At 39.1% G+C, this 15,884-nt stretch carries 15 protein-coding genes; 6 read left to right on the top strand and 9 right to left on the bottom strand.

The window, feature by feature from the left end:
- Positions 1–23: 23 nt before the first annotated feature.
- Together prfB and CXF74_RS08000 are read right to left on the bottom strand one after the other, a co-directional pair.
- A protein-coding gene (gene prfB / locus CXF74_RS07995; protein ID WP_101081892.1) for a peptide chain release factor 2 occupies positions 24–1,122 on the bottom strand; the annotation gives its coding sequence in 2 pieces (ribosomal slippage) (positions 24–1,046 and positions 1,048–1,122; 1,098 coding nt in all).
- Positions 1,123–1,246: 124 nt separating this feature from the next.
- Positions 1,247–1,720, bottom strand: a complete 474-nt coding sequence (locus CXF74_RS08000; RefSeq protein WP_101081893.1) for a thioredoxin family protein — start codon at positions 1,718–1,720, stop codon at positions 1,247–1,249.
- 256 nt (positions 1,721–1,976) lie between these two features.
- On the opposite strand from CXF74_RS08000, the gene CXF74_RS08005 reads away from it, so the two are divergent.
- The 5 genes from CXF74_RS08005 (at position 1,977) to CXF74_RS08025 (ending at position 5,694) form a co-directional block, all read left to right on the top strand.
- A complete protein-coding gene (locus CXF74_RS08005) occupies positions 1,977–3,701 on the top strand; it encodes an acetolactate synthase 3 large subunit (RefSeq protein WP_101081894.1) in 1,725 nt (574 codons plus the stop codon).
- Positions 3,694–4,194, top strand: a complete 501-nt coding sequence (ilvN, locus tag CXF74_RS08010; RefSeq protein ID WP_101081895.1) for an acetolactate synthase small subunit — start codon at positions 3,694–3,696, stop codon at positions 4,192–4,194. Before CXF74_RS08005 ends, ilvN begins: the two co-directional genes overlap by 8 nt.
- Positions 4,195–4,381: 187 nt before the next feature.
- Positions 4,382–4,591 (top strand): hypothetical protein, encoded by a 210-nt coding sequence (locus CXF74_RS08015; protein ID WP_101081896.1) that lies wholly within the window; start codon positions 4,382–4,384, stop codon positions 4,589–4,591.
- On the top strand, positions 4,588–5,043 hold the full coding sequence (locus tag CXF74_RS08020) for a copper chaperone PCu(A)C (protein WP_101081897.1): 456 nt from the start codon (positions 4,588–4,590) through the stop codon (positions 5,041–5,043). Before CXF74_RS08015 ends, CXF74_RS08020 begins: the two co-directional genes overlap by 4 nt.
- Positions 5,044–5,058: 15 nt before the next feature.
- Positions 5,059–5,694, top strand: a complete 636-nt coding sequence (locus CXF74_RS08025; protein WP_101081898.1) for a TIGR04219 family outer membrane beta-barrel protein — start codon at positions 5,059–5,061, stop codon at positions 5,692–5,694.
- A gap of 324 nt (positions 5,695–6,018) precedes the next feature.
- Here CXF74_RS08025 and CXF74_RS08030 read toward each other — a convergent pair whose 3' ends face one another.
- A complete protein-coding gene (locus CXF74_RS08030) occupies positions 6,019–7,635 on the bottom strand; it encodes a methyl-accepting chemotaxis protein (RefSeq protein ID WP_101081899.1) in 1,617 nt (538 codons plus the stop codon).
- Positions 7,636–7,803: 168 nt separating this feature from the next.
- On the opposite strand from CXF74_RS08030, the gene CXF74_RS08035 reads away from it, so the two are divergent.
- On the top strand, positions 7,804–9,081 hold the full coding sequence (locus CXF74_RS08035) for an HlyC/CorC family transporter (RefSeq protein WP_101081900.1): 1,278 nt from the start codon (positions 7,804–7,806) through the stop codon (positions 9,079–9,081).
- Between the two features lie 60 nt (positions 9,082–9,141).
- Here the strand turns inward: CXF74_RS08035 and luxS are convergent, their stop codons facing one another.
- From luxS to oadA, 6 genes are all read right to left on the bottom strand, one after another.
- Positions 9,142–9,651, bottom strand: coding sequence for an S-ribosylhomocysteine lyase (luxS, locus tag CXF74_RS08040; protein ID WP_101081901.1), 510 nt, complete (start codon positions 9,649–9,651; stop codon positions 9,142–9,144).
- Between the two features lie 195 nt (positions 9,652–9,846).
- On the bottom strand, positions 9,847–10,461 hold the full coding sequence (locus CXF74_RS08045; protein WP_101081902.1) for a transglycosylase SLT domain-containing protein: 615 nt from the start codon (positions 10,459–10,461) through the stop codon (positions 9,847–9,849).
- 166 nt (positions 10,462–10,627) lie between these two features.
- The gene (gene gshA, locus CXF74_RS08050; RefSeq protein ID WP_101081903.1) at positions 10,628–12,208 is read right to left on the bottom strand and encodes a glutamate--cysteine ligase; all 1,581 of its coding nucleotides are present in this window, start codon (positions 12,206–12,208) and stop codon (positions 10,628–10,630) included.
- Between the two features lie 68 nt (positions 12,209–12,276).
- Positions 12,277–12,693, bottom strand: a complete 417-nt coding sequence (locus CXF74_RS08055; RefSeq protein WP_101081904.1) for a YqaA family protein — start codon at positions 12,691–12,693, stop codon at positions 12,277–12,279.
- A 257-nt stretch (positions 12,694–12,950) separates the two neighbouring features.
- Positions 12,951–14,081: a sodium ion-translocating decarboxylase subunit beta gene (locus CXF74_RS08060; protein WP_101081905.1), complete on the bottom strand. Its 1,131-nt coding sequence runs from the start codon at positions 14,079–14,081 to the stop codon at positions 12,951–12,953.
- Positions 14,082–14,094: 13 nt separating this feature from the next.
- Positions 14,095–15,876, bottom strand: a complete 1,782-nt coding sequence (oadA, locus tag CXF74_RS08065; RefSeq protein ID WP_101081906.1) for a sodium-extruding oxaloacetate decarboxylase subunit alpha — start codon at positions 15,874–15,876, stop codon at positions 14,095–14,097.
- Between the last annotated feature and the right edge of the window lie 8 nt (positions 15,877–15,884).

Here is a 15,884-nt window from a genome sequence, read left to right on the forward strand (position 1 = left end):
TAGTTTTACTATAAATTTGGTTGTTACAAGCCTGATTTCAAGCTCGCTTCAATAAACGGATTCAACTCACCATCGAGTACCCTATTTGGGTTACGACTTTCGATACCTGTTCGTAAATCTTTAATACGCGCATCATCTAATACGTATGAGCGTATTTGGCTTCCCCAGCCAATGTCTGATTTATTATCTTCACTGATCTGTTTTTCTGCGTTTTGAAGCTGTAGCTCATGCTCGTGAAGCTTGGCTTTCAATTGCTTCATCGCTTGATCTTTATTCTTATGCTGTGAACGGTCATTCTGACACTGTACAACAATATTGGTTGGCACATGCGTAATACGTACCGCTGATTCAGTTGTATTAACGTGCTGACCACCCGCGCCTGATGCTCTATATACATCAATACGCAACTCAGAAGGATTAATAGTGATATTAATATCATCTTCAATTTCAGGATAGATAAACGCTGAAGCAAAAGAAGTATGACGTTTGCCTGAAGAGTCAAAAGGCGATTTACGTACTAAACGATGTACACCCGTTTCTGTGCGTAACCAGCCGTAAGCATATTCACCGCTAAAACGAATCGTTGCGCCTTTAATACCGGCAACATCACCCGCAGAGACTTCCATCAATTCGGTTTTATAACCGTTCGCTTCGCCCCAACGTAAATACATACGTAGTAGCATATTGGCCCAATCTTGCGCCTCTGTGCCACCAGATCCCGATTGAATATCTAAATAACAAGAGCAAGCATCGTTTTGACCAGAGAACATACGGCGGAATTCAAGCACTTCTAGTTTCTTTTCTAGCTCATCGGCTTCTGATACCGCTTCATCAAAGCTATCTTGATCACCTTCTTCAACGGCCATGTCCACCAGCATCTGAATTTCTTCGCAGCCAGCATCAAGTGCACTAATAGTGTCCACGACTAATTCTAATGCGCTTCGTTCTTTGCCTAATGCTTGTGCACGTGCTGGTTCGCTCCATACTTCTGGAGACTCAAGCTCGCGACTCACTTCTTCTAAACGTTCAGATTTAGCATCGTAGTCAAAGGTACCCCCTAAGCAGCTCAGCGCGCTCAGTAAGGTCTTTAACTTTATTTAAAACGGGATTGATTTCAAACATCAATAATCTCTGGTTTGATACCCATGTGGCGTGATGAGTATATATATAAAAAGAGGCGAATTTTAACCAATCTAGCCTGAAATATATAGTGCAGAGTAAAAATAAAAATATGTGCTTGAGTTAATTAAATTGAGGATGGGTGAGGTATCGCTTTTTTGCGTTTAATGCGTAGGTAACGTTCTAGCCATCGGTGGAATTCGGGTTCGCTAATAGCGCCATGTAGCCGGTGGTATTCAAGGCCACTGGCAAATAAAATAAAAGTCGGAATATCAGTCAACTTGTAGGTATTAGCCAACACTTGTTCCTGCTCACTATTAACTCTTAAAAAAATGGCATCTTGATAAAATGTATTAGCTAGCGAACTCAAAGTATCAGCCATTTCGTGACTTGTACCAGACCAAGGCCCCCAAAAATCAACCACAACAGGTAATGTTGAGAGCATTATAAAATTTTTAAATGCTGCTTCGTTAACTTCAATGGGCACTTTTGAAAGTAATAACGTATTACAATCGCAACATTCCGGCCAATTTAGAAACTCACTTTGCTCAATATCATTCACTGTAGAGCAGTTCGGACAAACAAGAATATGATCACTCATAACACTCTCCTTTTCTTTAGTAAAAATAGTCTACCTATTAATAAAACTCTAATTCACATTAATTCTTTGTATCTAAGATAATAAAATGAGGATGTTTTTTTGCTTAAATAGGTGCAATTATTTTTTATTACCGTACAGTTAACGTCCACTTATTGATCCATCACTATTGATAGCTGGTGAGCAATAAACAAGGTTTGCTTCGACCCGATACAGGTGGAAAGCAACGCAATTAACCAATTGTAATAAAGGAATTATTATGGAAATGTTATCTGGCGCCGAGATGGTTGTCCGCTCTCTACAAGACGAGGGCATTGAACATATTTTCGGTTACCCCGGTGGTTCTGTTTTAGATATCTACGATGCGATCTTTCAATCGGATAAAATTGAACACTATTTAGTACGCCATGAACAAGCAGCAGTCCATATGGCAGATGCTTATTCTCGTGCAACGGGTAAAGTCGGTGTTGTATTAGTGACCGCTGGACCAGGAGCAACAAACTGTATTACAGGTATCGCAACTGCCTATATGGATTCGATTCCATTAGTGGTTTTATCTGGACAGGTTCCAACGCATTGGATCGGCGATGATGCCTTCCAAGAAACTGATATGATTGGTGTTTCTCGCCCAGTCGTAAAACATAGTTTTTCATGTCGCACAGCGGAAGAAATTCCAATTGCTATCAAAAAAGCATTCTACATTGCATCGACAGGCCGACCTGGCCCAGTTGTCATTGATCTTCCAAAAGATGTGCAAAACCCACTGAACAAATTCCCGTATGAATACCCTAAATCAGTTAGTTTACGTTCATACAGCCCAACATTGAGTGGCCACAGAGGGCAAATAAAGCGTGCAGTAGCCGCGTTATTAAGCGCTAAAAAGCCGGTCTTATATGTAGGTGGTGGTTCTATTATTGCCAATGCTTCAAAGCAAGTTTTAGAATTAGCGGAAAAGTTAAACTTACCAGTAACGAATACCCTAATGGGTCTGGGTGCTTTCCCAGGAGAGCATAAACAATTTATTGGTATGCTAGGTATGCACGGGACTTATGAAGCTAACCGTTCAATGCACAATGCAGACCTTATATTTTCCGCAGGCGCACGCTTTGACGACCGCGTAACCAATAATGTTGATAAATTCTGTCCAAATGCAAAAATTATGCAGATAGATATCGATCCAACGTCTATCTCTAAAAACATTCATGCTGATTTACCTATCGTAGGTTCGATTGAAATTGTATTGCAGCAGATGTTAGACCTACTTGAAGAAACTAAAGCAACGAATGATGCTGAAAGTATCAATGCTTGGTGGGATCAGATTAATGAATGGCGTGCGAAAGATTGCCTTGCTTACAAAACATCAGAGACACACATAAAACCACAACAAGTCATTCAATGCTTATATAAAGTCACTAAGGGTGACGCGATAGTTACTTCTGATGTGGGTCAGCATCAAATGGTTGCTGCGCAATACTACCCATTTAAAGAACCTCGCCAATGGATTAACTCAGGTGGCGCAGGTACGATGGGCTTTGGTTTACCAGCAGCGATGGGCTGTAAAATTGCATTTCCAGATCGCCCTGTTGTCTGTGTAACCGGTGATGGTTCTATTCAAATGAATATTCAAGAGCTATCTACCTGTATGCAATACAACATTCCAGTAGTTATTTTATTACTGAACAACCGTTCTTTAGGCATGGTAAAACAGTGGCAGAAAATGTTTTACGGCGGTCGTCAATCTCACTCTTATATGGATAGTGTGCCTGATTTTGTTAAATTATCAGAAGCCTATAACCATATTGGTATTAAGGTAGACACTATTGATCAACTTGAACCTGCACTAGTACGCGCTTTTGAATTAAAAGATCGTGTTGTATTCGTTGATGTTGCCATTGACCCAGAAGAGCAAGTTTTCCCGATGCAAGTTAAATTCGGTAGCATGGAAGATATGTACTTAAGCCCAACGGAGAGAACTGATGCGTAGTATTATTTCAGTATTATTAGAAAATGAACCCGGTGCACTTGCGCGTGTTGTTGGTTTGTTTGCACAACGTAGTTATAACATTGAGTCACTAACCGTGTCTCCAACCAATGATTTAACACTATCACGCATGACTATTACAACTGAAGTTGATTGCTCTGCAACGCTTGAGCAAATGATGAAGCAGTTACACAAGCTTGTTGATGTATTACGTGTTTCTGAATTAACTGAGGGTTCACATGTTGAACGTGAGTTAATGTTACTTAAAGTACGTACACTCAATAGTGAAGTTCGTGAAGAGATCAAGCGCACGGCAGATATCTACCGTGGTCAAATTGTTGATATCACTCCGAGCCTTTACACAATTCAACTAACTGGAGCTTGCTCTAAATTGGATGCCTTTATTGCAACCATTGGCGAAACAAGTGAAATTGTTGAAGTGGTACGTTCTGGTGTTTGTGGTATTGCTCGTGGTGAAAAAGCACTGCGCGGTTAAATCTTCATTAGTGATACACTTTAAATGCAAAGCGCAGATTTCTGGCTTTGCATTTTTTTTAAACACTCTAAAACACACTGAACTTTATACTAAACGGAAAATGATCATCGTAAATCACTGGTAATCATTAAAAGTAAAAAGCACAGTTGAGCCTTCTAAGATGGCACTTTATTTTTAAGGAATGATTATGTTTGAATTAGCAGCTCTTTTATTGTCTGCATTTGTACTGTTTATGTTTGGTATATCAGTGATTAGTTTAAGCGTGATAGCATTTATCTTATTATTAAGCTTTGTTCTACTGAGTACCATCTCATTTATTTTTAAATTTGGTATTTGGATATTACTTGCGATTGGCCTTTATTATTACTTTTTCAAAAAAGACGATAAAAACTCATGAAATTAATTAACTCGTTATTCTTAACAACTACACTATTATTAAGCTGCTTAGCTAACGCAACAACATTTAGCGTCGAAGATGCTTATATACGAGCAACACCACCGCATACTCAAAACACAGCGGCTTTTATGCACATCAATAACAACAGTGATAAATCACTTAAATTGGTGGCTGCAAGCAGTGATATCGCAGAGCGTGTAGAATTACACAGTCATACCATGAGCGACGGTATGATGAAAATGCGTCAAGTTGATGATATCGCTATCAATGCAAATGCGTATACAGAACTTCGCCCTGGTAGCTTCCATGTCATGTTCTTTGACTTAAAAGCACCCTTGGCAGAAGGAACAACCATAAAATTAAAGCTTTATTTTGATAATGGCGATGAAATTATAGTTGACGCCCCTGTAAAAAAAATTACTATGCAAACGAAAATAAAACATAACCACTAATACTTGGAATTAATAATGAAAAAACAAATTTTTGCAGCTGCTATTGCAACGTCTATGAGCCTACCAGTAATGGCTGATTTTTTAGGTATATATGCAGGTGTTGATTACCGCACTACAACAACAAGCTACAACAATAGTGAAAGTGGCTTTGAAGATACGAACAATCTTTCTGGTTACGTTGCTATTGAGCATTTTATCCCACTAATTCCTAGCGCAAAAATAAAGTATTCTGATCTTAGCGCTGAGTCATCAGATCTTAACGGAAATAAAACAGAACCTTCTAGCTCAGCGTTAAACGGTATCCTTTATTACCAAGTATTTGATAATGGCCTATTCGAAGTTGATTTTGGTTTAGCTTATACACGCGTTGAAGATCTTGCTAATCAAACTGCAGATATCGGTCAAGCTTACGGTGCAGCTAAAGTCTTTATTCCAGGTGTTAGCATGAACGTCTTTGCAGAAGTCATTGCAGGAAGTGTCACTGATGATGAAGCAACAGATGCTGAGATTGGTTTAGCGTACACGTTCAACCCTGATTCAAACCTGATGAACTTTGCTGTTCGTGCAGGTTACCGTTACCAAGAAATGGTAATCAATGACCAATCACAAGAAAACAAAGGATTATTTGCCGGCGTAGAAGCACACTTCTAAACTCGCTTAATCACATAAAATTAAAAGGCCCTGATTATGAAAATAATCAGGGCCTTTTTGTAAGTGCTGTTTATAAAAAATATCATACGCTTAGCTAAAAAACAGTATTCAGCAAGCTTAGCATTTATCTCCCTGCACACTGTAAAATAGCTCTTATCGACGTTTGATAGCCTACGGTGAGCCAATTTCAACTAGCTATGAACCTATAACAATAAATTCTTTAGGCATTTAATGACTTTCATTATCTCAATAAAAAGCCCTGACTATAAAAAATAGTCAGGGCTTTTTATCCGTTACTGTGCAGTTACCTTATACGAATACTACTTATAAGCGGAACGAAGCAAGCTCCTCTTCCAGGTTAGCGGCAGCGGCACGCATCTTCGCCGTAGAATCTTTGGCGCCTGATGCAATTTCACTACCGTTACGCGCGTTATCAGAAATCGTGCTAATACGCATTGAGATATCATCACCAACACGAGATTGCTCACCTGCCGCCTCTGCAATATGATGACTCATTTCTGTGATAGTAGATAATGACTCTGCAATACGCCCTAATGCCTCGGCGCTCTCTTCTGATTTTTCAACCGTTGTTTGACTGTTTTCTATACTCATATTAATTGATGATACAGCACGCTGTGAAGCACTCTGCAGACGCTCAATCATACCTTGAATCTCTTTAGTACTGTCTTGTGTACGACCCGCTAAACTACGCACTTCATCGGCTACCACGGCAAAACCACGACCTTGTTCACCAGCACGTGCCGCTTCTATGGCCGCATTTAAGGCTAATAGGTTAGTTTGCTCAGCAATACCACGAATTACATCCAATACCGATACGATATTGTCTACATCTCCACCCAGCTCTTCAATCACTTCGCCCGCTTCACTTACGCGTGTTACTAATGTCATTAACGATGCAGAAGAAGCTTCAGTTAATGAACGTGCTTGTTCACCCTCTTTATCTGCTTGCTGTGTTGCATGTGCTGTATTTTGCGCATGCTCTGAGACTGTCTGCGATGAACTTGTCATTTCTACCATCGCAGTCGCAACCATATCTGTTTCACTGTTTTGTGATTGTGAAACTTCATCCATATTTTGAGTACGTCGATCAGCCTCATTTAATTCGCTACGGAAGCCTTCCACTAATTGGTTAACCGAAAGTAACATATGGTGCAGTGATGATTTCATTTGCAAGGTAGAGCCGTAAATGCTATCAGCAGGAATATTGTCATCATTAACTTTAAACGCTAAGTCACCTTGAGCAACTTTTTGTACTACAGATAATACTTCCGATGGTTCACCACCTAAAGTGCGTAATAGATCACGTACAAAAAGGAATAATAAAACTGAGACTATTATTGCTAAAGCTAATGTTTCGATAACCATCCATTTAGCTGTTGACCAAAAGCGGGCATCGGTTTCAGCATCACTAATCCCCGTACCTACTACCCACCGCCACTTAGGAGATTCTTGAGCGATAGAGGTAATCTGTACTACTTTGCCGTCTCTTTCCGAATTCCATAGATATTTAGCAATACCAGATTCTTTATTAACAGCGGCTAACAAAATATCTGCAACACTACCCCCCGTTGCATCTTTGAAGTCATGAAAGCTTGTCCCATGTAACTGTTGGTCATGAGGTGCAGCAATAAATTCCATTTCTTCATTTGCAACATACACATACTCGTTGTCTTTGTACTTATTTTCTTTAAGGATTTGTGTCGCAACTTTCTTCGCTTCAATAACAGATAGCTTTCCAGTTTCAGCCATATTTTCTAACTGGATAACCGTGTTATATGAGCTTTTAAAAAGCTGATAAACACGTGCTTCATTATCAGCTTCGCTTGCTGCTTTTAGTGACATTAAACCACTACCAGCAAGCAGTAACATTGCACCAAAGATTAAGATTGACGCAATGGTAAATTTTAACTTCAAAGTCATGAGGGATCCTTTTAAAATAGAGATAATTAGAAGATTAACTCTAAAAGTAGCTTAATATCACTGTAATGTCCTCGACATCTTTATAATTTAAAGTCTAATCAGCTTTGTTTTATGTGTTTTTCTTCGCTAATATCGGGTAACTCACACTTACTAACAAAAGAGACTACTTTGAACGACATACCCACGAGCGCCTTATTGATAACACTTATCATATTGATTATTGTTTCTGCTTATTTTTCCAGCTCAGAAACAAGCATGATGACCGTTAATCGCTACCGATTACGTCACATGGCAAAAGATAAGAATAAGAGTGCAATTCGTGTGGAAGGGTTATTAAATAAACCAGATAAATTAATCGGTCTAATTTTAATTGGTAACAACTTGGTTAATATTTTAGCCTCTGCATTAGCGACTATATTAGGTCAACGCCTCTTTGGTGATGCCGGCATTGCGATTGCAACAGGTGTTTTAACACTGGTGATTCTTATTTTTGCAGAAGTGACGCCAAAAACATTAGCAGTACTCTACCCAGAAAAAATTGCTTTCCCAAGCTCGTATATTTTACAGCCTTTACAAAAACTACTTAGCCCACTGGTATGGATGATTAATGGTATCTCTAACGGTCTATTAAGGATTTTTGGCATCAATGTTAACCACCAAAGTGATAACGCGCTTTCAAGCGACGAATTACGATCCGTGGTACACGAAGCAGGTTCTATGATTCCCGCGCATCACCAACAGATGTTATTGAGTATTTTAGAGCTTGAAAAAGTGACCGTGGATGAAATTATGATTCCACGTAATGAAATTGCTGCCATCGATATCAACCAAGATTGGGACACTATTTTAAAACAGCTCAGACATCGTACCCATACAATGACGCTGTTATATCGAGATACGATTGATGATGCGATAGGGTTTGTACATGCACGCGATTCACTGCTTATTTTACTAAAAGAAGATTTCACTAAAACAACTCTATTACGCAGTGTACGTGAGCTCTATTTTATCCCTGAAGGCACGGCACTTAATACCCAGCTTATTAAGTTTCAACATAATAAAGAGCGTATTGGCTTAGTCGTTGATGAATATGGTGATATTCAAGGCTTAGTAACACTGGCAGATATTTTAGAAGAAATTGTCGGTGACTTTACAACCACACGAGAACCAACCAGCTCTCAAGAAATTCATAAACAACATGATGATTCTTATATTATTGAAGGAAGCTTAGGTATTCGTGATATTAATAAAGAGATGGACTGGAAATTACCAACCGATGGTCCACGTACTTTAAACGGCTTGATATTAGAACATTTAGAAGAGATTCCAACGGGCCAAATCAGTTTACGTATCTGTGGTTATCCAATGGAAATATTAGAAGTTGAAAACAATATGGTAAAATTAGTTAAAGTCATTCCTCATTTGTATTGCGAAGAAGCAGAGTAGCAGTCAACAACCCGTCATCAGTTATTAGCTAAAAACTAACAACTGATGACGAACTACTTTTTATAGATTATTCAACTGCTCATCACTCAGCGAAATATCATCATTTTTATTCACGCCAATACCTGCATCAATAATTGCTTGTGCAATTGCTTTTGCTTCATCTAAAGAATGCATTAAATAAGTGCCACATTGAAATTCATTTAATTCTGGAATTTCGCTCTGTGCTTTTACTTCTAATACATCTTGCATTGAAGCAAGCCAAGCATTGCCCACTTGTGCTTCTGTTGGTGCGCCAATCAGGCTCATGTAAAAACCTGTACGACAACCCATTGGTGAGATATCAATAATCTCAACGTTATCAGCATTTAGGTGGTTACGCATAAAACCAGCATAAAGATGCTCAAGTGTATGAATACCCTTTTCTGATAAGATATCTTTGTTTGGTGCTGTAAAACGCAAATCAAATACTGTGATCGTATCTTTACCTGGTGTTTGCATTTTTTTAGCAATACGCACAGCAGGTGCATTCATAATCGTATGATCAACTGTAAAACTATCTAATAATGGCATTTTCTTTTCCTATTATCTTAATTGTATACATTCCCACATAAAACATGGAAACGAGATAAAACTAGCTGTCAGCTTTCTGCTGTCAGCTGTCTGTAAATAACGCAACATACACATCAATCAAGGTGAATGTGCACTCTATTCCCGCGCAGATGACGGAAAACAAGGTGTAGCTCAAGACTGACAGCTTTACCTTCATTAGGTAAAGAACAATCTCCACAACCAACTTGAATCTAAGTTTTCTTGGCAACCACGTAGTTGAGCAGCATACTCTTTAGAGCGCTTATCGACCTTACGTGATACTTTAATTAACCAAGGTTTTTTATTGTAACTCTTATTTTTATAACCACCCCAACCTTCGTGATAGTTAAGATACTGTGCATAAGCATCCCACTTAGAAATACCGTTTATCTTTTGCGTTTTATTGGTAAACCACCCCATAAAATCGATAGCATCAGCAAAGTCATCACGATCCGCCCAGCTATTCTCTGTTTCTCTCTGGTAATCATCCCAAGTCATCGTTTTCGCTTGTGCGTAACCATACGCATCACTTGCACGACCAATAGGGATAAACCAAAAGTATTGCATTGGAGGAGCTGCATTATGCTTAAAGCTACTCTCCTGATACATCATCGCTAAAGGAACATGAATCGGCGTTCCCCAAGTGTCTTTCATGTTTTTTGATGCGCTATACCAGTCGCGATTTTCAAAGAATATTTCACAAATATTATCGGGATTCTGCGGTGGTGGTGTTGCACATCCAGCTAAAGTTAATAGCCCTAGAATAATTATTAACTTATTTTTCATTTTCATTGAACTTAATTCCAAAGCAATAGACTAATCATTATAAGCAGAACAATCTTTATATAAACATAGCTTTAAAAAACGTTGATTAACCACCAACGTAGCAACAAACGGATTAACCACCCGAAAACATAATATTCCTTATTTTAAAGCCTCTCATTCGAGAGGCTTTTTTTTATGCTTTTTCTGAATGGATGAAATAACTTTCTAAGAAAGTATCAAAGTTAACATCATCTGATTCTTCTATTTCTTGCTGCTTTTTAAGCGATTCAACTTTCTGTGTTTCAAAATATTGGTCAGACCAAATTTGATAAGGTTGATCAATCAATTCTTGCTTGTATTGTTTAGAGAGATTAAGCGCCAATGGACCATTATCAGAGTTCTGTTCAATAATTTGCTCCAGAATTCGTGCTGAGCTGGTTAATTCAGGCGCGCTAAAGCGTGGTGCAATATGTGCAATAGCTTCTTTATAACGCTCTTCTTTACCGCAGTCATCTAATACTACTGCTAATTCTTTAAGTTCATCAGTCAGCCATTCGCCCCATTGCGCGACAGACTTATTTTTTCCGTCAATCTCAAGCTGTAACGCAGGATTTCTGCCTTCAGTAACAATGGCATTTAGATTGGCCGCAAAATACTTTGATTGCAATGCAGAGATTTCGGCAGAAGGTTTGATGGCACACCAAGTTAAAAATAGATCTAAAAAGTTAACTTGCTCTTGTGTGATCCCTAATTTACAGAAAGGATTAACATCTAATGAGCGGATCTCAATATATTCAATGCCACGTGCATTTAACGCTTGTGATGGTGTTTCATTCGCCTGTTGCACACGTTTAGGTCGAATAGAAGCGTACAGCTCATTTTCAATTTGCAGAATATTATCATTAAGCTGGATGTAATTTCCCGACTCTTTAATACCAAGATCAGCAAACTCAGGGGCTTTTTTATTTAATGCTTTACGCACAGAGCCAATGTAATTATCAACGCTGTTGTAACAGATATTCAAAGATGATTGAGAGCTGTTGGTATAACCTAAATCACTTAAACGTAAAGACGTTGCGTAGGGAAGATAAATCGTTCCGTTGCCTACTTTTTTAAAGTTTAAATTGGTTTCTTTACCCTGTAAAAATGACTTACACAATGCAGGCGAAGCACCAAATAAATAAGGAATAACCCAACCATAACGGAAGTAATTACGCACTAAACCTAAATAACCAGCGGATTGTGCATCACTACCGGTTAATTTCGATTGATGTATTTCAGACCATGTTTCCCAGAAAGAAGCAGGTAATGAGAAGTTGTAATGCACACCAGAAATAATTTGCATCATGCTACCGTAGCGATTTTTCAATCCCTGTCGATAGGCTGTTTTCATCTTGCCAGTATTAGAGGTTCCATACTGTGCAAGTTCAATTTTATCTTCGCCTTGAACATAACAGGGCATGCTAATTGGCCACAATGTCTCATCGTTTTCTAGGTTTTTTGCTGCATAGTGATGAATATCATTGAGGTAATCAAAAAGCTGGTTTACATCTTTAGCGACAGGGGTAATAAATTCAAGCAAACTTTCTGCATAGTCTGTCGTAATCGAGCTATGGGTAAGCGCACTACCAAAGGCATAGGGATGCCCTCCTTCCGAAAGCTTACCATCGGGTTGCACACGTAATGCTTCACGTTCAACACCACGGCCAAAACCAACTAATGCATTTGAATGCTGCGCAATTATATTTAAACGTTGCTGAAAATTGAAAGACAAGGGCAACCCCTTCAAAGTAAAAAAAGAGCTAGCAGAGTACCTTAAAAAAGGCTTAGTTGACAAGTTTCTTAGATAAAATAGAGCGTTGAGATAATGATTAATAAATAACGTAATGCTTTACCTGTAGTGATAAATATTATGGACTTTGTAATCGATAATTTTAACCAACCAGCAACTAAAGGAAGTAGATCTCCAACGATGGGCAACCAACTTAATAAGAGAGAAAACACGCCATACTTCTTTAAAAAACATATCGCTTTTTGATGTTTTTCTTGTGCTTTATCTCTTCCCCAATAAAAGTAATAACCCATTAAATAAGTAAACATTGCGCCAAGACTATTACCCGCCGTAACCGCAATAAAATAAGAGCAAACATTTTCAGGGTTATTATTAAGGTAATAAATCAGTAATAACTCAGAACCGCCAGGTAACAAAGTTGATGAAATAAACCCACTAAAAAACAACGTAATCAATTCAGAAGACAAAAACAACTCCAATAAAAAAGGCCACTTAAATAAGTGGCCTTCTACTACGCAATTTTGATAAACAGTAAATGCTTTGGGCTAAGCCATTTATGTCTAATTCAAGGCAAAAAAGCGCAGTTTAGTTATCTAAATGAGCTTTTTTAACGATGACTAAATATGTATGGAACATATTTGAATAGCTTTAGCTAGTCGCGTAGCGATGAAGTACACGGATGTACTTCATAAGTAGGCTTAAATGGCGACGACCTAAGTAGTTACTAGCCAACTAACGCGAGTAACACACCTGCAGCAACCGCACTACCTAATACACCTGCAACGTTTGGTCCCATTGCATGCATTAATAAGAAGTTATGAGGGTTCGCTTCTAAGCCAACCTTATTCGCAACACGTGCAGCCATAGGAACAGCAGAAACACCGGCCGCACCAATTAATGGGTTAATAGGGTCTTTAGAGAATCTATTCATGAGCTTAGCCATGATAACGCCCGATGCAGTACCGATTGAGAATGCCACTGCACCTAAACCTAAAATACCTAATGTTTCTATATTCAAAAATGATTCAGCTGATAGTTTTGAACCAACACCTAAGCCTAAGAAAATAGTAACAATGTTAATCAATTCGTTTTGAGCCGTAGAGCTTAAACGATCAACAACACCAGACTCACGCATCAAGTTACCTAAACAGAACATACCTACTAAAGGTGTTGCTGCCGGTAAAAACAGAATCGTCATCATTAATACCGCTAGAGGAAAGATAATTTTTTCTTTCTTACTAACAGGACGTAACTGTTTCATTTTGATTTCACGCTCAGCTTGCGTTGTTAACGCACGCATAATCGGCGGTTGAATCAACGGCACTAATGCCATGTATGAGTATGCAGCAACAGCAATCGCACCGAGCAACTCAGGCGCCAGCTTGGAAGCTAAGAAGATAGCTGTAGGGCCATCTGCACCACCGATGATTGCAATCGCAGCAGCATCTGCCATGCTGAATTCCATACCCGGTACATAGTTAAGCAGTATCGCACCAAACAGTGTCGCAAAAATACCAAACTGAGCAGCCGCACCTAAAAACAATGTTTTAGGGTTTGCAATTAATGCTCCGAAGTCTGTTAACGCGCCCACTCCCATAAAGATAATGAGCGGGAAAATACCCGTTTCAATACCGATATGATAGATGTAATAAAGTATGCCACCTTCATCATTAAAGCCAGCATTAGGAATGTTTGCTAAAATAGCACCAAAACCAATAGGTAATAATAATAAAGGTTCAAATTTCTTAGAGATCGCTAAGAACAATAACAAACAGCCTACAGCGATCATCACAAGATCAGGAAACTCAAAGTGAGCAATACCCGTATCGCCCCAAAGTTTAATTAATCCATCCACTTTTATATCTTCCTTAACCGATTGTAAACAGGGTTTCACCCACTGCTACTGCATCGCCTTCTCGAACTAACACAGCTTGCACAACACCTGATTTTGGTGCGCGAATCTCTGTTTCCATTTTCATTGCTTCCATCACAAGTAATACATCACCTTCATTAACTTGCTCGCCTTCAGCAACAAGTACTTTAAAGATATTACCCGCTAATGGAGCAGGAAGATCTTCACCTTCAGCAGCTATTGGCGCGGCTGTTGCAGCCGTTAACGGCGTTGCACTTGCATTAGCATGTGTAATGCCATCAACGCTACCTTCAGGGCCAACTTGTACGTTAAACAATTGCCCGTCAACTGCAACAGAGTATGTTTTAGGATCGGATTGCTTAGGTGTGTTTGCAACAATTAAATCATCAGCACTTGGAACAGGTTCAAATGCATCAGGGTTATTACGATTCTCTAAGAATTTCATACCGATTTCAGGGAACAATGCGTAAATAAGTACGTCATCAATCTCTTGCTCTGCAATTTGAACGCCCTTTTCAGTTGCTAATTTTTTAAATTCAGCCTGAATCGCGTGCATTTCAGCAGGGATATTATCAGCAGGACGACAAGTAATCGCTTCTGCACCGTCTAAAATTTTCGCTTGTAACTCAGCATTAACAGGCGCAGGCGCAGAGCCGTATTCACCTTTTAATACACCCGCAGTTTCTTTAGTCACTGTTTTGTAACGCTCGCCCATCAATACATTGATAACAGCTTGTGTACCAACGATTTGAGAAGTAGGTGTTACTAATGGAATGAAACCAAGATCTTCACGAACACGTGGGATTTCTTGTAATACTTCATCCATCTTATCGGCAGCGCCTTGCTGTTTAAGCTGGCTTTCCATGTTAGTTAACATGCCACCCGGTACTTGTGCGATAAGAATACGTGGATCAACACCTTTTAACTCACCTTCGAATTTAACGTATTTTTTACGTACTTCACGGAAGTAAGCAGAGATGTCTGCAAGTTTTAATAAATCTAAGCCAGTATCACGTTCAGTATCTTCAACAATAGAAACTAATGTTTCTGTTGGTGAATGGCCGTAAGTCATACTCATTGAAGAGATAGCAGAATCGACAATATCGATACCCGCATCAATCGCTTTCTGTTGAGTGGCAAGGCTAAGACCCGTTGTTGCATGACAATGTAATGCAAGAGGGATATCAGTCGCAGCTTTAATTTTAGTGATTAACTCTTCTGCAACATACGGCTTTAACAAACCCGCCATATCTTTAATACAGATAGAGTGTGAACCCATATCTTCAAGACGTTTAGCCATATCAACCCAACCGTCGATTGTATGAACAGGGCTAGTGGTATAAGAGATAGTACCTTGTGCGTGTGCGCCAATTTTTACCGCTGACTTAATTGCAGTTTCAAAATTACGTACATCATTCATCGCATCAAAAATTCGGAATACATCAACACCGTTTGTGTGTGCGCGTTCAACAAATTTTTCAACAACATCATCAGCATAGTGACGGTAACCCAATAGGTTTTGACCACGTAATAACATTTGCTGTGGTGTATTTGGCATCGCACCTTTTAATGCACGAATACGATCCCATGGATCTTCGCCTAAATAACGAATACATGCGTCGAATGTAGCGCCGCCCCAAGTTTCTAAAGACCAATAACCTATTTTATCTAGTTTTTCTGCAATCGGTAACATATCGTCGATACGCATACGTGTTGCAAAGAGTGATTGGTGTGCGTCACGTAATACAACTTCCGTGATCGCCAATGGCTTAGACATATTCACTT

Origin of the sequence: Psychromonas sp. Urea-02u-13 (genome assembly GCF_002835995.1) — a bacterium.
GTDB lineage: Bacteria > Pseudomonadota > Gammaproteobacteria > Enterobacterales > Psychromonadaceae > Psychromonas.